This window comes from Microtetraspora sp. AC03309, from assembly GCF_020826795.1.
Taxonomy (GTDB): domain Bacteria; phylum Actinomycetota; class Actinomycetes; order Streptosporangiales; family Streptosporangiaceae; genus Microtetraspora; species Microtetraspora glauca.
The window spans coordinates 19,117-39,921 of the sequence record NZ_JADDIL010000084.1; the positions used below are offsets into that span (position 1 = coordinate 19,117).

Annotated in this window: 16 protein-coding genes and 1 pseudogene; 8 read left to right on the forward strand and 9 right to left on the reverse strand. The window is 69.4% G+C overall.

Annotation, left to right across the window (positions count from 1 at the left end; all coding sequences use genetic code 11):
* Positions 1 to 145 precede the first annotated feature (145 nt).
* Positions 146 to 619, reverse strand: a complete 474-nt coding sequence (locus IMZ11_RS35575) for a hypothetical protein (RefSeq protein WP_228646826.1) — start codon at positions 617 to 619, stop codon at positions 146 to 148.
* 51 nt (positions 620 to 670) lie between these two features.
* Positions 671 to 1,345, reverse strand: coding sequence for a macro domain-containing protein (locus tag IMZ11_RS35580; RefSeq protein WP_228646827.1), 675 nt, complete (start codon positions 1,343 to 1,345; stop codon positions 671 to 673).
* Positions 1,346 to 1,646: 301 nt separating this feature from the next.
* On the opposite strand from IMZ11_RS35580, the gene IMZ11_RS35585 reads away from it, so the two are divergent.
* Positions 1,647 to 3,263: an ADP-ribosyltransferase domain-containing protein gene (locus IMZ11_RS35585; protein WP_228646828.1), complete on the forward strand. Its 1,617-nt coding sequence runs from the start codon at positions 1,647 to 1,649 to the stop codon at positions 3,261 to 3,263.
* Positions 3,264 to 3,685: 422 nt separating this feature from the next.
* Here IMZ11_RS35585 and IMZ11_RS35590 read toward each other — a convergent pair whose 3' ends face one another.
* Positions 3,686 to 5,020 (reverse strand): PLP-dependent aminotransferase family protein, encoded by a 1,335-nt coding sequence (locus IMZ11_RS35590; protein ID WP_228646829.1) that lies wholly within the window; start codon positions 5,018 to 5,020, stop codon positions 3,686 to 3,688.
* Positions 5,021 to 5,111: 91 nt separating this feature from the next.
* Here IMZ11_RS35590 and IMZ11_RS35595 point away from each other — a divergent pair, with 91 nt between their 5' ends.
* Positions 5,112 to 5,888 (forward strand): enoyl-CoA hydratase-related protein, encoded by a 777-nt coding sequence (locus tag IMZ11_RS35595; protein WP_228646830.1) that lies wholly within the window; start codon positions 5,112 to 5,114, stop codon positions 5,886 to 5,888.
* A gap of 350 nt (positions 5,889 to 6,238) precedes the next feature.
* Here the strand turns inward: IMZ11_RS35595 and IMZ11_RS35600 are convergent, their stop codons facing one another.
* Positions 6,239 to 6,643, reverse strand: coding sequence for a hypothetical protein (locus IMZ11_RS35600; protein ID WP_228646831.1), 405 nt, complete (start codon positions 6,641 to 6,643; stop codon positions 6,239 to 6,241).
* Between the two features lie 423 nt (positions 6,644 to 7,066).
* On the opposite strand from IMZ11_RS35600, the gene IMZ11_RS35605 reads away from it, so the two are divergent.
* The 3 genes and pseudogenes from IMZ11_RS35605 to IMZ11_RS35610 all read left to right on the forward strand — a co-directional run bounded on the left by IMZ11_RS35605 (position 7,067) and on the right by IMZ11_RS35610 (position 8,881).
* Entirely contained in the window at positions 7,067 to 7,723 is a 657-nt protein-coding gene (locus IMZ11_RS35605; RefSeq protein WP_228646832.1) for a TetR/AcrR family transcriptional regulator, read from the forward strand.
* A 50-nt stretch (positions 7,724 to 7,773) separates the two neighbouring features.
* Positions 7,774 to 8,058, forward strand: a pseudogene (locus tag IMZ11_RS46830) (MFS transporter); the annotation flags it as partial.
* 109 nt (positions 8,059 to 8,167) lie between these two features.
* Complete coding sequence (locus IMZ11_RS35610; protein WP_228646833.1) at positions 8,168 to 8,881, forward strand: MFS transporter; 714 nt, start codon at positions 8,168 to 8,170, stop codon at positions 8,879 to 8,881.
* 94 nt (positions 8,882 to 8,975) lie between these two features.
* Here IMZ11_RS35610 and IMZ11_RS35615 read toward each other — a convergent pair whose 3' ends face one another.
* The gene (locus IMZ11_RS35615; protein WP_228646834.1) at positions 8,976 to 9,809 is read right to left on the reverse strand and encodes a helix-turn-helix transcriptional regulator; all 834 of its coding nucleotides are present in this window, start codon (positions 9,807 to 9,809) and stop codon (positions 8,976 to 8,978) included.
* 84 nt (positions 9,810 to 9,893) lie between these two features.
* On the opposite strand from IMZ11_RS35615, the gene ilvD reads away from it, so the two are divergent.
* A complete protein-coding gene (ilvD, locus tag IMZ11_RS35620; RefSeq protein ID WP_228646835.1) occupies positions 9,894 to 11,741 on the forward strand; it encodes a dihydroxy-acid dehydratase in 1,848 nt (615 codons plus the stop codon).
* Positions 11,742 to 12,175: 434 nt separating this feature from the next.
* Here the strand turns inward: ilvD and IMZ11_RS35625 are convergent, their stop codons facing one another.
* Positions 12,176 to 13,030, reverse strand: coding sequence for a MarR family transcriptional regulator (locus tag IMZ11_RS35625; RefSeq protein WP_228646836.1), 855 nt, complete (start codon positions 13,028 to 13,030; stop codon positions 12,176 to 12,178).
* A gap of 366 nt (positions 13,031 to 13,396) precedes the next feature.
* On the opposite strand from IMZ11_RS35625, the gene IMZ11_RS35630 reads away from it, so the two are divergent.
* Positions 13,397 to 14,506 carry an epoxide hydrolase family protein gene (locus IMZ11_RS35630; RefSeq protein ID WP_228646837.1) on the forward strand — a complete coding sequence of 370 codons (1,110 nt, stop codon included), beginning with the start codon at positions 13,397 to 13,399 and terminating at the stop codon, positions 14,504 to 14,506.
* 156 nt (positions 14,507 to 14,662) lie between these two features.
* On the opposite strand, the gene IMZ11_RS35635 is transcribed toward IMZ11_RS35630, so the two are convergent.
* The gene (locus IMZ11_RS35635) at positions 14,663 to 15,571 is read right to left on the reverse strand and encodes a MerR family transcriptional regulator (RefSeq protein ID WP_228646838.1); all 909 of its coding nucleotides are present in this window, start codon (positions 15,569 to 15,571) and stop codon (positions 14,663 to 14,665) included.
* A 381-nt stretch (positions 15,572 to 15,952) separates the two neighbouring features.
* On the opposite strand from IMZ11_RS35635, the gene IMZ11_RS35640 reads away from it, so the two are divergent.
* A complete protein-coding gene (locus IMZ11_RS35640; protein ID WP_228646839.1) occupies positions 15,953 to 17,164 on the forward strand; it encodes a glycosyltransferase in 1,212 nt (403 codons plus the stop codon).
* Positions 17,165 to 17,321: 157 nt separating this feature from the next.
* Here the strand turns inward: IMZ11_RS35640 and IMZ11_RS35645 are convergent, their stop codons facing one another.
* A complete protein-coding gene (locus tag IMZ11_RS35645; protein ID WP_228646840.1) occupies positions 17,322 to 19,151 on the reverse strand; it encodes a glycoside hydrolase family 15 protein in 1,830 nt (609 codons plus the stop codon).
* 244 nt (positions 19,152 to 19,395) lie between these two features.
* Positions 19,396 to 20,097 carry a hypothetical protein gene (locus tag IMZ11_RS35650; protein WP_228646841.1) on the reverse strand — a complete coding sequence of 234 codons (702 nt, stop codon included), beginning with the start codon at positions 20,095 to 20,097 and terminating at the stop codon, positions 19,396 to 19,398.
* Positions 20,098 to 20,805: the final 708 nt, after the last annotated feature.

Below are 20,805 nucleotides of genomic sequence, written 5' to 3' on the forward strand. Positions count from 1 at the left end.
TCACGTCATCGTCCACGTCATCGTCCACGTCCACGGCAACGCCGAAGCTCTGCGCAGGCTGCTGAACTGGGCGAAGACCGGTGGTTCGCGCGCCGACGCACGGTGACGGCTCCGTCGATCCGAGCCGATCGGCTTTAGGCGTTCGTCAAGAAGAACCGAGCAGGTGGATCGCCGGGAATCGCCGCGACAGGGCGTCCGGCGAGATCGGCCGAGCGACGGCCCCGGCGTAGTCCATTTCCACCTGGACGTCGTCTGGACGACGTTCTGAATTGAGGAAGGCGACGACCTCCAGCGCCTCCTCGATCGTCATCTCGGCGGGAGCGTGATCGATCTTGCCCTGCGACTTGAGGCAGGGCACCCAGGCCGCCACGCTCGGGCTGGGCGTGGAATAGAGCCCCACCTTGCCGTGGACGGCCGGGTCCAGCGGATCCGCCCATGAGCCGAGCCCGCCGGGGAACTGCTTCCTGCTGAACGCGATGCCGAGTGATGCGTAGTCAAACGGGACGGCGATGTCGCGGTGCGCGACGCCGGGGATTTCCGCGACGAGGTTCTCGGTGGCGTCGGGCAGGGCCGCCGGGTCCGGCTTGGTGAGCCAGTCGTGCTCGATGGGGACCGACACGTACTGACTGCGGACGACAGGGGAGCCGCTCGATCGGTCGGGTTCGCTTCGTCAACCACGGGACCGAAGGGCGGGAGGCGTGATCCGTACGCGCTCCTCCTCGGGGCGGCTGTCGATGTCGTCGAGTTGCTCGCGGATCGTCGTCCGCAGGTCGTCGTAGTCGCGGAAGTAGCAGTCGTTGAACAGGGTGTAGCCGGTCCACATCAGGTTGGCGCACACCCGCGGCGGCACCTTGCCCGTCGCCGCGCCCATGCCGACCAGCGCCACCGACCCGATGCCGCCTGGCTCCTTCTCGTTCTGCATGTGGATGGCCTGGAACGCGGCGGCGCAGGCCAGAGCCACGTTCAGTGTCTCGCTCACGTTCTGCGCCGACTGCACCATCGTCGGCGTGGAGATCAGGAACTTCGGGTTGGTCGCGCCGGACGGCACGCACACCGCGCTTCCCACCGGCAGCGTCCCTTCGAACTGGTCGCGGATCGCCCGCTGGACGCGCAGTTGGATCCCCGCGCCGAGGTGCCGCTTGATTGCGGCGTCGACCCCGCCGTCCATCCGGCCGCGGGAGTTGGTCGGGCTGACCCAGGCGTCGACACGCTGGTTGAGGATCGACCCCTTGTGGATCTCGACCTCGGGAGTGTCGGCGAACGCGGCCCGCCACTCCTGCACCACCTTCGTGTTGACGTCCACCAGCACGACCTTGAGCGGGGGCTTCACATGCGTGACGGTCATTGCGCACTCCTGGCACGGGGGAGGGGTTCCAACGTCGACGAAAGTAGCGGGCCACACCGACAAAAAGGATCACGGTCGCGGACGGTAATGATCGCCGCCCGCCGACGTACCGGCTCCGGGTCGCGCTGTCGTCAACCTGCCGCCGACCAGGTCGTACGCGCTGCGACAGAGAAGCCCACCCACTCCAACGGGTGGGCATTCCGGTTTCCGACATCGCATTAGGGATCTTCACACGGCACAATTCCCCCACTTCAGTCACCCGCGCCGTCACCGGTACGGCCCACCGACCCGGGAACCCACCATGAGCGATGTCAACGCCCCCACCTCGCCCGACCCGAACGACCCCTTGGCCCTCGCCGAGCTTTTCAAGGGCGGCGGCGAGCCGTGGCTGCCTCTCCTGAAGCCGGTCATCGAAGACCAGCCGGTCGCGGCCACGTTCATCGGCCCGGGCCGCGGCCCGAACGTCGTGCCCGTCCGGGAACTGACCTTCCAGGCGCTCAAGCCCAACCCGCCGCACAAGTGGAAGGTCGTCGTCTTCGGCCAGAACCCGTACCCGCGGGCCGAGAGCGCCACCGGCATCGCCATGTTCGACAACACCTTCCACGACTGGGCCGACAGCCAGTTCGGCAAGGTCATCACCATCCGCTGCATCATCAAGGCGGCGGCGATGTGGAAGCACGGCATCCCGAAGAAGACGCCGATCGCCGACATCCGCGCGCTCCTGAAGAAGCACGACACCGTACAGCCGCCGGAGTGGTTCCAGGCGATGCTCACGCAGGGCGTGCTGCTTCTGAACGCCGCACTCACCGCCAGCGGCGACGGGGCGATGGCCACCGACCAGCACACCGCGTTCTGGCGGCCGGTCGTCGAGCGGCTCGTCGAGGAGATCCTCAAGGCCAAGCAGAACGCCGACGAGAAGGACCGGGGCGTGGTGTTCGCCTGGTGGGGGGTCCACGCCCGCAGTCTGAAAGCCGTCGTGCTGCGGCTCCAGAAGAAATACCCCGACGTGAAGGTCGAGCACATCGACCACCCGAACCCCGCCGCGCAGGGCGACATCTTCTGCGACGGGGACCACTTCGCCGCCGTGAACGGAGCACTCAAGGCGCTCGGGGCCGACGAGATCGACTGGCTGCCCAGCAAGGGATGGAACACGTCGGCCGCGCAAACCGGTGGTGCGGACGCGGACACGGCGGACCGCATGGGGGCGTTCATCGCCTCCACCATGGAGTTGCACCAGCTCTACCTCGAACGGCTCGCCAGCGTCAAGGACGAAGGGCTGGAGCTCCCGGCGATCACCGGTGTGTTCGACACCCCGCTCATGGACTTCCGCGAGGCCGTCGCCCCGGCGGCCGAGCTGCTGGCGGGGCTCGACCGGCACGTGACGCAGTCGTACCGGTTCGGCGAGAAGCAGGCGGTCGGCGCGACCGACGGCCTCTCCGCCGACGAGATCGCGGCCCTCTACCTCTACACCTGCGAGTCGGCGTTCTACCGGCAGATCAACGCCACGCTGCGCAACCCGGACCGCACCCGGGTCGCCCCGTACCTGCCGTACCTGCGGCTCCTGTTCTCGGCGGTGTCGCGTCTGCCGGCCCGCAAGAAGCCGCTGTGGCGCGGGGTGTCGCTGGACCTGCGGGCGCAGTACCCGCTCGGCCGGACCGTGACATGGTGGGGCGTGTCCTCGTGTACGTCGAAGCTCGGCGTGGCCCAGGCGTTCCTCGGCCGCCGCGGCAAGCGGACGCTCTTCGAGGTGCTCCCCGAACGCGCCGTGGGCATCCGGAGCTTCTCCGCGTTCACCGGCGAGGAGGAGTTCATCCTCGCCCCCGGAACGCAGCTCAAGGTGACCGACGTGAAGGTCGAGCGCGGCGGGCTGTGCACCGTGCAACTCACCGAACTGGCGGAGCGGCACCTGGTGGCGTGAGCGGCGGAGGCTGTCCTCGTTCGTCGAGGAGGGCGGCGCAGGTCGTGCTCATGCGGGTGCAGGCCCCGCGGCCGGCCAACCCTTGAATCCGGTCGGACGACATTCCCCATGACAACGCGATCCGAATGTGATGCGTGGCAAACATGATCGCCGTAGACCGGGGAGATGGGTCAGTTGGCGGGCCTCCGCCGCCGAGCATCTGGGAGGGCGCTCGGCGAGACGCCGCCGTTGGGGGCCGCGGTCAGTCGACGGCGGGCAACTCGGCACACAGCGCGGCGGGGAAGACGGGCTCGGCCAGCGCCCGCCCGTCGCAGGGCACGAGCTCCGAGATCCGGTAGCGCCGGTCGCCCGCGGGCGTCGGAGATCGACCCCCTGGCGCCCGAGGCCGCGTCGCGCAGCCCCGGGCGCGAATCTCGCGGGCGTCATGGCGGGATCGCCTCGATCGCGTCCCGCAGGCGCTGCAACACGGGCCCGAGGTCGCCCAGTGATGGCGTGCCCAGCGCAAGCCGCAGCGCACCGGGGCGGTAGGGGCCGGTGGCGAACGCATCGGCGGTGGACACGAGGATCCCTTCCTCCGCGAGCACGGCCGCGACATGGTCGGGGCGCTGGTGCGGCTCCAGGCCGAGCCAGACGATGTAGGAGGTCGGGTGCGCCGTGACGTCCATGCCGGCGAGAGTGGCCCGTGCGATCTCCTGCCGCGTGGCGGCGTCCTCGCGGCGGGCCTTCTCCAACCGCGCGACCGTGCCGTCGGCGATCCACCCGGTGGCGAGCGCGGTGATGAGACCCGGCACCCCCCAGCTCGCCGCGCGCAGGCTCGTGGTGACGGGTTCGGTGTGCTGGTCGGGCACCACGGCGAAGCCGAAGCGGAGTCCGGTCGCCACATTCTTGGACAGGCCGGCGACGTAGCAGGTGCGTTCAGGCGCCAGAGCCTGAAGTGGAGGGGGTCGTGAGGCGTCGAGGAACGCGTACGTGCCGTCCTCGATGATCACACAGTCGCCGGCGCGGGCTATGGAGACGAGGCGGGCGCGCTGCTCCTGATCGAGCACCCAGCCGAGCGGATTGTGCACGGTGGGCATCGCGTAGATCGCACGGACGGGCCGCGTGCGACACAGCCGGCCGAGCGCGGCGAGGTCCGGGCCTGTCGTCGTCAGGGGGATCGAAGCGAGGTCGAGACCGTGCGCTGAGGCGAGGAGCTTGATGCCGGGGTAACTGAGCGCGTCGACGGCCAGGACATCGCCGGGCCGGGTGAGCGCACGCAGTACGGTGTCGATCGCCTGCTGGGTCCCGCCCGTCAACAGGACGTTCGCCGGCGCACTGTCGATTCCGCGGTCGAGCAGGTAGGTGGCCACGACCGCGCGGTCGTGGCGGCGCCCGCCCGGCGGGTGCTGGCGGAGCAGCGACTCGACGTCGCCGGATGTAGAGAGCGTCCTCAAGGCCAGGCGCAGCTGGTCGGCCTGCCCCTGGGCCAGTGGCTGGTTGAACGAAAGGTCGGCCACGCGCGGCACCGGCAAGGCGCGCGAGGGCTCCAGCCCGTCGTAGCCGGACTGGTGCCGGACGAACGTCCCGCGTCCTGGCTCGCCGACAACCAGACCCATGGAGGCCAGCTCGGCGTAGACCCGGGTGGCCGTGGCCAGCGCGACCCGCCGCTCGCGTGCGAGATCGCGGTGCGTCGGCAGCCGGGCGCCCGCCGGGAGCGTGCCGGAGCGGATCGCCGTGGCGAGCTCGTCGACGATGCGCTTGTAGGACGGTGGCCGCATGCCGAACCTGTATCTAGGACAATTAGTGGATTGTCGCAGATTACGGCTTCTACGCTCGGCGTGTCCACGCCCAACGAACGGAGCCCCGGGCATGACCGTACGCATCGACCAGAACGACCACCTTGCCACGATCACCATCGATCGGGAACGGAAGCTCAACGCGCTCGACTACCCGACGATCGACGCGCTGCTCGCCGCGTTCGACCGCATCGATTCCGACGACTCGGTCCGCGCGGTCGTCTTGACCGGCGCCGGCCGCAGGGCGTTCAGTGCGGGCGCGGACATCCCGTCTCTCGCGGCGAGCATCGCGGGCGGGGCCGAGCGCGCCCTTCGCGAGATCGTCCGGCGTGGTCACGGGCTGACCCGGCGGATCGAGGAGTTTCCGAAGCCGGTGATCGTCGCGGTCAACGGTCTCGCCTACGGCGGAGGTTGCGAGATCACCGAGGCCGCGCCGCTCGCGATCGCCGCAGAACACGCGACATTCGGCAAGCCCGAGATCACTCTCGGTTTCCCTCCGCCGTTCGGCGGCTCCCAGCGGCTGCCCCGGCACGTCGGTCGCAAGCGCGGCCTGGAGATGATTCTGACCGGCGACCCGATCAACGCCGCACGGGCCGCCGAGATCGGCTTGGTCAACGCTGTCGTACCAGCCGACGACCTCCTCGACGCCGCGCGGGACCTGGCCGCCCGGATCGTCAGGCATGCGCCGACGGCCGTGGCTGCCTGCCTGCGCTCGGCCACCCGGGGTATCAACCTGCCGATCGACGAGGGGCTGGCAGTCGAGGCGGCCTGCTTTGCCGCCACCGTGTCCACTGAAGGAGTGCGGGACGGTCTGCGCCGGTTCCTCGACCGCTCCGCCGCATCCGGCTGATCCGGCCCTGAACGCATCCCCGAGGCGCACGACGTTCGACCAACCGGAATGTGAGTGGAAGCCCCGACCATTGCCGAAACCAGTGACAAACACGCGCGGCCAACACCGCACCGGGCGCACCGAACGAGACGTCGACCGGGCCTCCTCCCGGCATCCCCCAGAGGGAGATGTGAAGTGGGGGAGCGGCGCCCGGGCGACGTCTACGCACCGGCCGGTGCGGCGGTCCGGCCGGAACGTGCGACTGCGCTGCCGTGCCGGGCGAGGCCCCGCCGTTGCGGCCCGCAGGGGTGGCGAGGGCAGCCCCCGCCGGGGCGCAGACCGATCGCCGTCTGGTCACCGCTGACTGGTGTTCAGGGTATTACCACGTAAGGGCTGTAGAAGTACGATCCATTGGTCTGGTCATGCATTCGCACCCGGCAAGACCCCTGGTTACCGACTGAGAAGACGAAACTCTTTCTCTGACCTGCCGAGATGGAGAAGGCGCCGTTATCGTCTTTCTGGAAGCCATTAATGCACATCAGGCGGAACCGCGCAGTGATTTTGGAGCCTGAGTGCTTGGCGTAGGCCGCGTCGTAACCGGCGGGAGAGCCGGAAATGCCGGTCGCGCACAGGTCACCGTTTGTGAGAGGGCTGCATTTCGTCGGGCCGAAACCAGCTGCGCCGGCCTGGGCCGCGGACGCGGAGAAGGCGGTCAGCGGCACAGCGGCGCACACTGCCGCGAGCACAAGAGCGCTGATTCGACGACGAGTGATCATTCGTTGGTCCTTTCCCAGATGGACTGTTGTTGTGCGGAACTCAGGTAATGATCACCGCCCAGCTGGGATCTTGAGAACCAATAAGGTTCCAGGGTGCTGCCAGGTCCTCGATGGACGAGTGCGACAAGCCCGCCGGATGAGGAACTGACCACCCGGGCGCTGGCGCCTGCCGACTGCATGGCGGATCCACGAAGAACCATCGGAAGGTCGCGGCCATCGCGCTTGAGCGTCAGACCGCCGACGAGGCGCTGCGGCTGCTCGGCCGGAAGGGGCGGTTTGCCGGCCGTCAGTCCTCGTCGTCCTCGACGGCGTCCGGGTACCGGAAGGGGTGCCCTGGCCGGGGCCGCCGGCCTTGAGGGTGAACAGGTAGCGGTCCGATCGTCGTGAGTAGACAGTGTCTACTCAGCCTGGTAGACACTGTCTATGGAAGGTGAGAGCTCCCTTCGGGAGCGGCTGATCGACGTCGGAGTGGATCTCGTGACGACCGAGGGCTCCGCGTCGCTGGGGCTGCGTGAGATCGCCCGCCGGGCGGGGGTGTCGCACGGGGCACCGCGCCGGTATTTCCCCACGCACCATGCCCTGTTGTCAGCGATCGCCCGGCGGGGCTTCGAGGATCTCGGGGCCCGGTTCGCGGCCGCGATCGCCGGCACCACATCGCCGCGAGCCCAGGTGCGGGCCGCCGCGCTGGTCTACGTCGGGTACGCGCTGGAGAACCGCGGCATGTTCGAGCTGATGTTTCGCCACGATCTGCTCGACAGCGAGCAGCACGCCTCCGGCGAACGACGGCTGCGGGAGGCGACCCTCCCACTGTTCGAGCGCATCGTCGCCCTCATCGCCCGATGCCGGGCGGAGCCGACCACCGCGCACCGGCCCGGTCCGCCGAACAAGGCCGCACCACCGCCGGCCGTGACGGCCGCCGCCCTCTGGGCGAACCTGCACGGCATCGCCCAACTGTGGGCGTGGGGCAGCCTTCAGCTCGCCCTCGACGCCCCACCGCCAGTCGGTGCGCCTGGCAGCGACCAACTCGACCAGCTCGTCGCCACGGTGCTGGACGCCCACCTGGGCCCGGTGGACTCATGACCGCGCCCGTACGGCGGCGCCTCGCGCTCCTGGTCAGTGTGGCCGGCGCGATGCTCGTCGCGCTGGACGGCACGGTCCTGCTCGTGGCGCAACCCAGCCTGCAGCGCGACCTCGGCGCAAGCGTGGCGCAGGTCCAGTGGACGAGCACCGGCTACCTGCTCGCGGTGGCCTCGCTTCTCGTCATCGCCGGCCGCCTCGGGGACCGGTACGGGCACCCGCGGCTGCTGTTCGTCGGCGTGCTCGGTTTCGGCGCCGCCTCGGCCGGTATCGCGCTCGCGCCCTCTATCGGCTGGGTGATCGCCCTGCGCGCCGCACAGGGCGTGTTCGGTGCGCTGCTCCAGCCGGCGACACTCGCGCTGCTGAGGCTGACGTATCCGGCGGACCGGCTCGGTACGCCGGTCGCCGACGCTGCTCGGACTCGTCGCCGTCGCAGGCATCGCGGCCGTGCTCACCTGGCACGAACGCCGCACCGCGCACCCGACCGTGCCGCACGCGGTGGCGCGGTCCGTACCGGTGACGGCATCGATGGCGATCCTGCTGGTCACCAACGCCGGCCTGTTCGGCGCACTCTTCACGGCCACGTTCTACCTCCAGGACGTACTCCGCCTCGATGCGCTCGCCAGCGGCCTGCGCGTCCTTCCATTGACCGCGCTCATGGTCCTCGGCGCACCCGTCGCCGGCACCGCACTGCGCCGGTACGGCCCGCGCCGCAGCGCGATCGCCGGTACGGCCCTCGTCGTCACCGGCATAGCGGGGCTGTCCCTGCTCGGCCCGACCAGTACGTGGACGGCCATGGGCGCGATCTTCGCCGTACTCGGCGCGGGGTTCGCCACCGTGATGGTCACCGCCACCGGAACCGTCGTCGGCGACGCGCCACCCGGGTACGCCGGGGTCGTCGGCGGGCTCAAGCAGACCGCCATGAACATCGGCCCGACCCTCGGCATCGCCGTCGCCGCCAGCGCCGGGGCGTCCGCCGGCGACTCCCCGGTCACGGCCGCAACGTCCACTCCGGCGATGGGTTCCACCCTGCTTGTCCTGGCCGGACTCTCAGCCCTCGGCCTGTTACCGGCGTCGCTCCTGCCCCGCGCCCGGCCCACCGAGCAAGGTCCGGCACGGCCGGTCGGCACTCACTCGCGGCTCGAAGGACAGGTGAAATGAACCCCGATCCCACATCGACGACAACATCGAGGACGTCGCCCAGGCCGCCGATACGGCGGAGCCGACCTCTGTAGGCGACGTACGGATTGGCGCTTCACCCAGGCGTGTCCCCAGGCGGGATCTCGGTATCGGCGGGCGCGGCAGGGGTGTAGATCACCACATGCAGGTCGGGGTGGTCTGCGGGGGCCAGGCGGTGGTGTTCGTAGCGCAGGACGCCTTGAGCGGGGTGGTGGAAGACGCGCAGGCGGGAGGCGAAGCCCTCGATGTGGTGGTCTTGCCAGGCATCACGGAACGGCTTACTCGTCTGGAGGAGGCGCTGGATGACCGCGGAGCGGGCCAGGTCGCCGAGGCGGGGTCCGGCCTCGGCGCGGAATTCGGCGAGGAAGCGACGACTGGTGGTCTCCCAGTCGGGCAGCAGGTCGCGGACGTAGGGGTCGGTGAACACCAGCCACAGCAGGTTGCGCTCGGGCGGGGCGACGGTGGCCACGTTCGGGTACAGCGCGGTGTAGGCGGTGTTCCAGCCGGTGATCGTCCAGTCGGGGGCGATGGCGTAGGCCGGGAAGCCGGCGAGCGCGTCCAGCAGTCGCCGCACATGGCCGGGCGCCACCTGGTCGACCGGTTCGGCGGCCGGGGGCAGCGGTGTGTACCCGGCCAGGGAGAGCACGTAGGCGTGCTCGGTGGTGGTCAGGCGCAGGGTGCGGGCGAGGGCGTCCAGGACCTGGCGGGAGGGCTGGATGTCGCGGCCCTGTTCCAGCCACGTGTACCAGGTGGCGCTCACCCCGGAGAGGGTGGCGACCTCCTCGCGGCGCAGCCCGCCCCTCCGGCGGGGCCCGGCCGGGGGCAAGCCCACTGCCGTGGGGTCCAGGTGTGCCCGCCTGGCGCGCAGGAAGCTGCCCAGTTCTGCCCGTCGCTCGGCCGCCGTGTTCACCCTGACAAGGTTAAATGCTGGTAGTGGGACTGCTAGCAGTACGGGCGTCTTCGCCGCACGCTCATGCGCCACGAGCATTACGGCATGCCACAGTTCAGATCACGTACGGTCACCCATGGGCGGAACATGGCCGGGGCCCGCGCCCTGATGCGCGCCTCCGGTATCCCGGCATCGGACATCGGTACCAAGCCGGTCGTCGCGGTGGCCAACAGCTTCACGGAGTTCGTCCCGGGCCACACTCACCTGCAACCGGTGGGCCGCATCGTCTGCGAGGCCATCACGGAGGCGGGCGGGATCGCGCGCGAGTTCAACACCATCGCCATCGACGACGGCATCGCCATGGGCCATGCCGGGATGCTGTACTCGCTGCCGTCGCGGGACCTGATCGCCGACTCCATCGAGTACATGGTCCAGGCGCACTGCGCCGACGCCCTGGTGTGCGTCTCCAACTGCGACAAGATCACGCCCGGGATGCTGATGGCCGCGCTGCGGCTCGACATCCCCACCGTGTTCGTCTCCGGCGGCCCCATGGAAGGCGGACGCGCGGTGTTGACCGACGGTACGGTCCGCACCGGCCTGAACCTGATCACCGCCGTCTCTGAGGCCGTCAACCCCGCCGTGCCGGACGGCGACCTGGCCCGGATCGAGGAGGCGGCCTGCCCCACCTGCGGATCCTGCGCGGGCATGTTCACCGCCAACTCCATGAACTGCCTGCTGGAAGCGCTCGGCCTGGCACTGCCCGGCAACGGCTCCACCCTGGCCACCCACACCGCGCGCCGGGCCCTGTACGAGCAGGCCGGCCGCACCGTGATGGAACTGGCCGCCCGCTACTACGGCAAGGACGACACCCGCGTGCTGCCCAGATCCATCGCCTCCCGCGCCGCGTTCGACAACGCCATGGCCCTGGACCTGGCCATGGGCGGCTCCACCAACACCCTGTTGCACCTGCTCGCCGCCGCACACGAGGCCGACCTCGACTACACCCTGGCCGACATCGAGGCCCGCTCCCACCAGGTGCCGTACCTGTGCAAGGTCGCCCCCAACGGCCCGCATCTGATGGAGGACGTCCACCGCGCCGGCGGCATCCCCGCCATCCTGGGCGAACTACACCGCGCCGGACTGCTCCACAAGGACGTGCACACCGTCCACGCCGACTCCCTCGACGAGTGGCTGGCCACCTGGGACGTCCGCGGCCCTTCCCCCTCCCGTGAGGCGATCGAGTTGTTCCACGCCGCCCCAGGCGGCACCCGCTCGTCGACCGCGTTCTCCCAGTCGTCCCGCTGGGAGTCCCTCGACCGGGACGCCGCGGCCGGCTGCATCCGCGACACCGTGCACGCCTACTCGCCGGATGCGGGCCTGGCCGTCCTGCGCGGCAACCTCGCCCCCGACGGCGCTGTGGTCAAGTCCGCCGGAGTCCCGGAAGGCATGCAGATCTTCAGCGGCCGGGCGGTGGTGACCGAGTCGCAGGAGGAGGCCGCCGAAGCGATCCTGTCCGGACGCGTCACGCCGGGCACCGTCCTGGTCATCCGCTACGAGGGGCCACGCGGAGGCCCCGGCATGCAGGAGATGCTGTATCCGACCGCCTACCTCAAAGGACGGGGCCTGGCCACCTCGTGCGCGGTGGTCACCGACGGCCGTTTCTCCGGCGGCAGTTCCGGCCTGTCGATCGGCCACGTCTCGCCCGAGGCAGCCGCCGGCGGCCCCCTGGCTCTCGTCCAGGAGGGCGACACCATCACGATCGACATCGCCGGCCGGCTCCTCCGCCTGCAGGTCGGAGAGCCGGATCTCGCAGCCCGGCGCGCCGACCTGGAGCAGGGCAGCGGCTACCGGCCCCGCCACCGCGACCGCCCTCTTTCCACCGCGCTGCGCGCCTACGCCGCCTTGGCCCAGTCCGCTGACAAGGGCGCCGTACGTGAATTCGGGGACCGGTGACGCTCAGCTTGTCGTTCAGGTTCCGATCTTCGTGATCGCGGTGTTCGGGACATTCCGCGTGGTGGTCGCCGCTATCCGATCCTGCTGGCGCTGGTCGCCCAGTCGGCGGTTGCCTGCACGCTTTGCGTCGCGACCTGCGCTACGCCCAGCAGGGCACCATCGCGCGGAGTCGGCCGTCCTGTGAGGCATGTTGGTGATCTTCTCTCGTGATCGAGGGTTTCTGAGAGAACGATCAGCAAGCTGTGTTCGTCGGCCGTTCGTAGACGCTCCGCCAACGGCTCCAACCTCCGCCGGCCGGTAATCAGCCCTCGGCGCCAACAGCCACGACGGAGTCCTTCCGTCTCGGTGCGGAATACTACATCACCGCAGGTCAGGGGACGGGTCCGTTGGATTCTGCTCCATCGCTACCGGGACTCCCTTCGCGATGATGGCTGCTACGGCAAGAGCCTGGTGAGAAGGGTGCGAAGTTCTTGGGACCCGTCCCGGCCGAGGATGTCGTCGATGTCGCGCTCGACGCACTCCAGGGCTTCGCGCACCGCGGGGATGCGGGCGCGGCCGAGGTCGGTGAGCTGTAGGGCGTAGCGGCGTCGGTCGTGCGGGTCCTGGCCGCGGGACACGATGTCTACCCGCACCAGTTCTTCGATGAGTGACGCGGTGGCCGGTTCGGTGAGGTGCAGGTATCGGGCCAGTTGCTCTTGCGGGCAGGGGCCGAGCCTGTCCAGGGCGGGCAGCAAGGCGAAGTGGCGGGTGCGCAGGCCATAGGTCGCGAGCTGACGATCCCCGATGCGGCGAAGCCGGTAGTGGGCTTGGGTGATCAGGTGCTCGATGCTGTGGATGGCCGATGGTCCGTCGTCGGCCACGAGCTTGGTCAGCATCGCGGTGAGGCGCTGCCGTTCGGGTGTGGTGAGGGCGCTGGTGAGCCGGGCGTCGCGGTAGGCGACGGCGTGGCGCATGTCGTCCAGCGCGGTACGGCCCGCCTCGGTGAGCGACAGCACGTAGGTGCGGCGGTTTGCCGGGTTTCGGGTGCGCACGACATGGCCCGCCTCCTGGAGCCGATCGAGCAGCCTGACCATGATCGTACGGTTGATGCCGAGGCGGTGGGCAAGGTCCTGCTGTGAGGGGGCGTCCTCGTCGGCGAGGATGTCGAGCACCACGAACTCGCGCGCCTGTGACCCGTCCTGCAAGGCATGGGCGGCGATGGCGGTGAACACGCGGCGCAGCAGGTGGCCGGTGGTCGCATGCAGCGGTCCGGATTCATCGTCGACGACGTTCCTTGCTTCTTCGGGCACGCGCCTCACCTCCCCGCATGATGCTAGCAGGCGATCATTGCGTAGGTGACAGTTGCATTGGCATTAGTTGGGATGTTGACAGTTGTAGAAGTGCAGACCTAAAGTCCAGGACAACTCATCGAAGGGTGCAACGATCATGCATACCGTCGCCGTCGTCGACTCCCATCTCGCCTACACGCGGACCGGGCCGGGCTAGTCGCCAGTGGTGTTCCTGCACGGCAGCCGGCCGGTTCTCCCACGAGCTCACCGAGACTCTCACTCCGGCCGCAGGCCACTCGGGCCGCGTGCAGATCCATGTCAATGCCCATCTCGCAGCTCGTCGTCCGAACATTTGGGCGCCGAATGAATCCCCCTGGAGTTAAGACCATGATCAAGCCGTTCCACATCGACATCCCTCAGGCCGACCTCGACGACCTGACCGACCGGCTCTCCCGCACCCGCTGGCCCAACGAGGTCGCCGACGCCGGGTGGGACTACGGCTTCCCGCTGGCACGGCTCAAGGAACTGGTCGAATACTGGCGCACCGGCTACGACTGGCGTGAGCACGAGGCCAAGCTCAACGAGCTTCCGCACTTCACCACCGAGATCGAGGGCCAGAACATCCACTTCGTCCACGTCCGGTCTTCGAAGCCGGACGCGCTCGCGCTGATCCTCACCCACGGCTGGCCCGGTTCGTTCCTGGAGTTCCTCGACGTGATCGAGCCGCTGTCACGCGACTTCCACCTGGTGATTCCGTCCATCCCGGGTTACGGCTTCTCCGGGCCGACCCACGAGCGCGGCTGGGATATCGTCCGGGTCGCGCGGGCCTGGGCTGAGCTGATGCGCCGTCTCGGGTACGAGCGCTATGGCGCGCAGGGCGGCGACTTCGGCTCGGGCATCTCGACGGCGCTCGGCGCGGCGGCACCCGAGCAGGTCGTCGGGGTGCACGTCAACTACCTGCCGACCCGGCCGGTCCCTGACGCCGACATCGAACTGTCCGAAACGGATGAAGCTCGGCTGGACAAGGTCAGGCAGCTGATGGCGAATCGTCCGCCGTACCAGGCTCTGCAGGCCCTCACCCCGCAGACCATCGGCTACGCGCTGACCGACTCACCGGTCGGCCAACTGGTCTGGATCGCCGAGCGCTTCGCACAGTGGACCGACCCTCGCTCGCAGATCAGCGACGACCGGATGCTCACCGACATCTCGCTGTACTGGCTGACCGCCACCGCGGCGTCCTCGGCACGGCTGCACCACGACGCTCCTCGGGGGCGGCCCGCGCCGTGCCCGGTACCGGTCGGCGTGGCGGTGTTCGCGCACGACATCACGCTGTCGGTGCGACCGCTGGCTGAACGGCTGTACGACATCAGGCACTGGTCGGAGTTCGAGCGCGGCGGCCACTTCGCCGCGATGGAGGTGCCGGAGTTGCTCGCCGAGGACGTCCGGGAGTTCTTCCTTACCCGCATCACGTACGACCAGCGGGTCGCCACCCGTTAGGAGACACTGCTGGAGCATGCGTCCTCAGCCGGCCAGGACCAGCTTGCGCACGCTTTTGACGGCCTCCTCATGGGAGGTGTCGGCAATCGGATGGGATCGAGTAGTTGTGCATGGGCACACCGAGCAGGATGGTGTCGGCCTCGCGGAGCTCCTTGATCAGCGGCGTGCGCGCAGCGCGGCCAGCAGCCATTCGAAGGCCGGGACCGCCGGTGGGGATGGATTCTGGCCCTTGAGGATGTTCAGAAGCTGCCAGTACCGCTCCACTCGGGGCTCGGCGACCATGTCCAGCCATGTGATCAGGGCGACGGTCTCCTCGGCGGGAAGGTCGTCGGGGATGATCCGCTTCAGGATCAGGCTCGCCCCGGCCGACTCCGGCGCGATTCCGCGCGACAGAGCGGCGCCTGCGTGCTCCAGGACCAAGGGCCGGAGGGTGAGGCCGTACTCCAGGCGGTTGTTCTCCTCGCCGCTGAGGACCATCCGCCGGACCGTCTGCTGGAAGCTCTCGTCGCCCGCCAACTCGGCCAGCTCCACCCACGCGTTGATCTGTTCGGAGGTCGGGTCCTCCGGGAGATCGGACGGGAGGTCACGCATCCATCCCGCGACGAGCGAGGCGTCCTCGTCGACGACGTCGGCGAACGCGCGGTCGACGAAGTCGTCGATGATCTGCTGACGTTCCCGTGCCGAGAGTCGGGCCAGCGCGTTGATCAATGTAATCTCCTTGGTCGAGCTGTCACGGTTGGCGAGAACCCGCATGACGGACCGGCGTATCTTCAGGGTGCGGATCTCGGCGTCGAGCGCTTTGACGTGCAGGTCCGCCACTTCGCTCAGCGTGGCGCGCTTCTCCAGCACCTGCTGGATGGCGTCAAGCCCGAGCCCGAGATCACGAAGTGTCCGGACGAGGTCCAGCCGCGCGGCCGCCTCCGCGTCATAGAGCCGGTACCCGCCCTCCGACCTCTGGACCGGCGGGACGACGCCGCTATCGGACCAGAAGCGGATCGTGCGCGCCTGCAGCCCCGTACGCCGGGCCAGCTGCCCGATCGTGTAAAGACCCGTCACGTCGTTCATGGCTCGAATCTGCACCTTCCACCTGGTGGAACCTCAAGCGATTTGTCGGAGATTCTCGCCGTAGAGCAGCCGGTCGACGCGACCGAACACGTCGATCACCTCAGCGCATGCTCGCGGGCGGGGCCCGGTGCCGCGATCCACAAGAAGGGTCGCGACCAACTGGAGACGCTGCGCGACCTGCCTGCCGTGCCACCGTACGCGGCGGCCACCGCTTCGCGAGGAGGCTGTCCGTCCACAGCGGACGACCAGAAGGCGAAGGCAAGGAGATCCCACCCCTTGCCACTCTCAACGTACAACGCACCGGGGGGCTTGCGGCAAGACCCGGGTCGTGCCTCAGGATTGTCGGCTGAGGCCAGGACCTGCGGAAATGGGGGACGCGAAGTGCGTGTGTTGATGTCGACGTGGGGATCGCGCGGAGATGTCGAGCCGCTGGCGGGACTGGCGGTGGGGTTGCGGGAGCTCGGCGCGGAGGTGCGGGTGTGCGCACCGCCGGATGAGGAGTTCGCGGCGCTGCTGACGCGTGTCGGCGTGCCGCTGGTGCCGCTCGGCCCGACGGTGCGTTCGGTGGTCGCCGGCACGAAGCCACCGACGGCGGAAGACGCGTTCCGGCTCGCTGCTGAATTGGTCGCCGCGCGGTTCGACACGCTCACCGCGGCGGCCGAGGGATGTGACGCGCTGCTGGCGACCGGCCTGATGCCGGCCGGCGCACGGGACGTGGCCGAGAAGCTCGGCATCCGCTACGTGTTCGCGTGCCTCCATATCTTCGGACTGCCGTCGCGGCACTTCCCTCCGGGCAGGCGGCCGGGCACGCAGTCCCCGGAGGGGGAGACCGACAACCGGGTGTTGTGGGAGCAGGACGCCCAGAGGGTGAACGCGTTGTACGGCGAGGCGCTCAACAGTCATCGGACGGCGATCGGCCTGCCGCCGGTGGACGACGTCCGCGACTACGTCTTCGCCGACCGGCCGTGGCTGGCGGCGGACGCGATGCTGTGTCCGTCGCAGGGCATGACGGACCTCGACATCGTGCAGACCGGGGCGTGGATCCTGTCCGACGACCGTCCGCTCCCGGAGGGGCTGGAGGCGTTCCTGGAGGCCGGCGCCCCACCGGTGTACGTGGGCCTCGGCAGCATGGCCGCATACGCTCCGAAGGACATCGCCCGGGTGGCGATCGAAGCGATCCGCGCACAGGGCCGCCGTGTACTCCTCGCCCGCGGCTGGGCGGGGCTGGCCCCGATCGACGACGCCGAGGACTGCTTCGTCGTCGGCGAGGTCAACCAGCAGGCACTGTTCGGCCGGGTGGCCGCCGTCGTGCACCACGGCGGCGCGGGCACCACGACGACCGCCTCCCGGGCCGGCGCGCCCCAGGTGGTGGTACCCCAGATCGCGGACCAGCCGTACTGGGCGGGCCGGGTGGCCGACCTGGGCATCGGTGTGGCTCACGAGGGTCCGACGCCGACCTTCGAGTCCCTGTCCGCCGCGCTCAGAACCGCTCTGACCCCGGAGACCCGCGCACGAGCGACCGCCGTGGCCGGCACGATCCGCACCGACGGGGCGACGGTGGCCGCGAAATTGCTCCTCGACGCGGTCAGCTGAGAAAGGCCGCTCGTGCCCGCGTGAACCACACGGAATCCTCGAGCCAGGGACCGGCGGGCGACCACGCCCGAGCGCCGCGAGATCAAGAAGATCGGCCAGTCCACGCCGGTCGAGCACGGTCTGCCGTTCTCGACCTGGAGCCTGGCCGGGACACTTCCTAGCCGAGGGCGTGGTCGAGGTTGAAGGCGGCGCTGATGAGCGCGAGGTGCGTGATCGCCTGCGGGAAGTTGCCGAGCTGCTCGCCCGTGTGCCCGATCTGCTCCGCGTAGAGGCCCAGATGGTTGGCGTACGTCAGCATCTTCTCGAAGGCCAGACGGGCCTCGTCGAGGCGGCCGGCGCGGGCCAGGGCCTCGACGTACCAGAACGAGCAGATGGAGAACGTGCCCTCGGGGCCCTGCAGGCCGTCCGGGCTCACCTCGGGGTCATAGCGGTAGACCAGCGAGTCGGAGACCAGCCCGGCGCCGAGCGCGTCCAGCGTGGACAGCCACTTGGGGTCGGTCGGCGAGACGAACTTGGCCAGCGGCATCATCAGCACGGAGGCGTCCAGGACCTCCTCGTCGAAGTGCTGGATGAAGGCCTGCAACGTCGACGACCAGCCGTTCTTCATGATCTGGCGGTAGATCGTGTCCCTGGCGCACCGCCAGCTCGACAGGTCGGCGGGCAGGCCGCGCTGGAGGGCCACCCGCATGGCGCGCTCGATGGCGACCCAGCACATGAGACGGGAGTACACGAAGTTCTTGCGTCCCCCGCGGGTCTCCCAGATGCCCTCGTCCGGCTGGTCCCAGTTACGACAGACCCAGTCGACCAGGGTGCACAGCTCGTCCCAGCGGTCGCTGGAGATCGGGTCGCCCCACTTGTTGTAGAGGTAGATGGAGTCGACCAGGGCCCCGTAGATGTCCAGCTGCAGCTGACCGGCGGCGGCGTTGCCGATGCGGACAGGGGCGGACCCCCGATAGCCCTCGAGGTGATCCAGCTCCTGCTCGGGCAGGTCGCGGCGCCCGTCGATGCCGTACATGATCTGCAGTGGGCCGTTGTCGCATTCCGTGCAGAGCGGGACGTGCGTGGACAGGAAGTCCATGAACGCCTCCGCCTCCTCAGTGAAGCCGAGTCTGAGCAGCGCGTACACGCAGAACGCGGCGTCCCGGATCCACACGTAGCGGTAGTCCCAGTTGCGCTCGCCGCTGATCCGCTCGGGCAGGCTGGTCGTCGGCGCGGCGACGATCCCGCCGGTAGGCGCGTAGGTGAGCAGCTTGAGGGTGAGCGCGGAGCGGTGGACCACCTCCCGCCACCGGCCCCGGTAGCGCGAGGCGGACAGCCAGCGCCGCCAGTACCGGACCGTGGCGCAGAACTCGCCCTCGGCCTCGGCGATCGGGCACCCCCGCGGCCTGAGGCCTTCGGCCGCCCGGTCGAGGGCGAACACGGCCTGGTCGCCCTCGCTCAGCTTGAACTGCGCGAACACGTCCCGGCCGTCGGTGTCCAGCGGCACGCTGGAGGTCAGTGCCAGGGAGTACGACGGCGACTCGAAGAGCGCCCGGTCCCCCCGCAGATCGACGGTGTGCGACTGCCGCGCGTAGTCGAAGCGGGGGGCCATCCGGACGTGGAAGGGCAGGGTGCCGCGGACACACGTCACCCGGCGGATCAGCCGGTGCCGGTCGACCTCCCGCGAGCCCTCCGCGATGGGCATGAAGTCCTGGATCTCGCCCACCCCGTCGTCGGCGAAGAACCTGGTGATCAGCACGTTGGTGTCGGGGAAATAGAACTGTTTGGTCCGCTCCGCCTCGTCGGCGGCCAGCTCGAACGACCCGCCCCGGTCGGCGTCCAGGATCGAGGCGAACACGCTGGGGGCGTCGAAGCGCGGGCAGCAGTACCAGTCGATGGTGCCGTTGGTGCCCACGAGGGCGACGGTCCGCAGGTCGCCGATCAGCCCGTGGTCGCCGATCGGGAGATAGCGGGAGCCGTCCGCGCACCCGAACTCGCGGCCGGTCATATGTGTCCTCTCCCCATATATGACCGCAAGGCACGCGGGCCGGGTGCCTGGGAGGCCTGCTGTTCGCCAAGGGAAGGCAGATCTTCAGGGAGGCGCTGCCCGGTGTGCGGCTACTGCTCGAAATGGTCGTCGAGGGGATGGAGCCGCTGTGCCGCCCGGACAGATCGTCAGCGTGGCGTTCGGCTCTCTTCCGCCTCCGGGCCGCGGCGGTCTGTCGGCCGGGACGGAGGTCTGGGGCGCTCGGTCATCGGGGCGCGGCCAGGAGGCGCAGGCCGACGACGGCCAGGCCGACCGCCTCCAGGGTCGCCCCCGTGACCTCGAACCACTCGCTGCCGACCACGAGCCCGATCACATGGAGTACCGGCCACGCGATGACCGCGGCGCCGGCCCAGAGCGGGACCGCGCGGCTACGGACGAGAGCCAGCCCGAGCAGCAGCGTTCCGACCAGATTGCCGAGCACGAAGAGGAGGAACACCCAGATCGCCGACGGATCGCTCTGGCTGCTGTCGATGACCGCCGCGTAGTCCGCGAGGGGACCCCCACGCTCTGCCATGACGCTGGTGGTGATTCCCGAGAAGACGATCGCGAAGTAGCACATGTATCCGGCGCCGGCGAGCACCGTGCCGACGAAGCCGAGCCTCGGGCTACGACCTCCCAGGAGCCGCTTGACGCCGAGGACCACCGGAACCATGAGGAGGCTTGCCAGCATCGCGGCGAGAGCACCGACGCGCATCAGACCGGGGTGAGCCGCCTCCAGGGCGAGCGCCTCCGCGCCGGTGCCGTCGCCTCCTCCGGCGCGGGTGGCCCACGCGTACGCGCCGTTGGCGACGACGAATCCCCAGGGGCCGGTGAGCAGAGCCAATGCCAGCGGGACGCTGCGCCGCGGCGGATCCGCCGGTGCCGAAGCGTCGGAGGTCAGTTCGGACGGTGGGAGCGACGTTTCCATGGTTCTCCTCAAGGACTTCCGCATGCCGTGGTGGATGCGGGGGTGGCGTCGGGAGCGGGGAGCCGATATCGGCAGTCTCGGCCGCCTACCTGGCCGGCGGATCGGGGCTGGCGCGGAAGAGAGGTCCGTGCTGCCACGTATTCACGCGGGGGCCCGCAGTCCTCACGTGAGGGACATCGTCCGTGGATCCGGTCGTGCCGCGGGATGCGGCGTGGATCCGGATGCGGGTGTCAGTTCGCCTGGTATGCCCGCAGGAAGGTGTCGACGGCGACGCGCCGGCGAGGAGCAATGACCTCGACGCGCAGAGGGATGCGCCTGGCCGATGTCAATGTTCCGTACACGCCTTTTGGCCGCTGTGATCTAGTTGTTCCTGTTTTGTGACAAATGGGAAGAATGAGGCGATAGGTTCGTCTTCCCTTCAGTCCCTTCATGCACATCGTTCACCCGAGAGATCCACTGTGACCGCTCGAGACCACGCCGCTTTATCGGCGCTTTATCGAACGTGATCGAAGGGACTGCACCTGATGCAGCCATTGGCAGCACGAAAGCTGCTGGGAGGCTCCAAGAGCCGAGGACGTCTCGCCGTGGTCGCCATGGTCGCGACGCTGCTCGTCAGCGGCGTCGTGACGGCGGCGCACGCCGACCCGGACCCGGGGAATGCGGGTCGGGGACGTCCCAGCCCGACGCCGACCAGTTCCCCCACCCCTC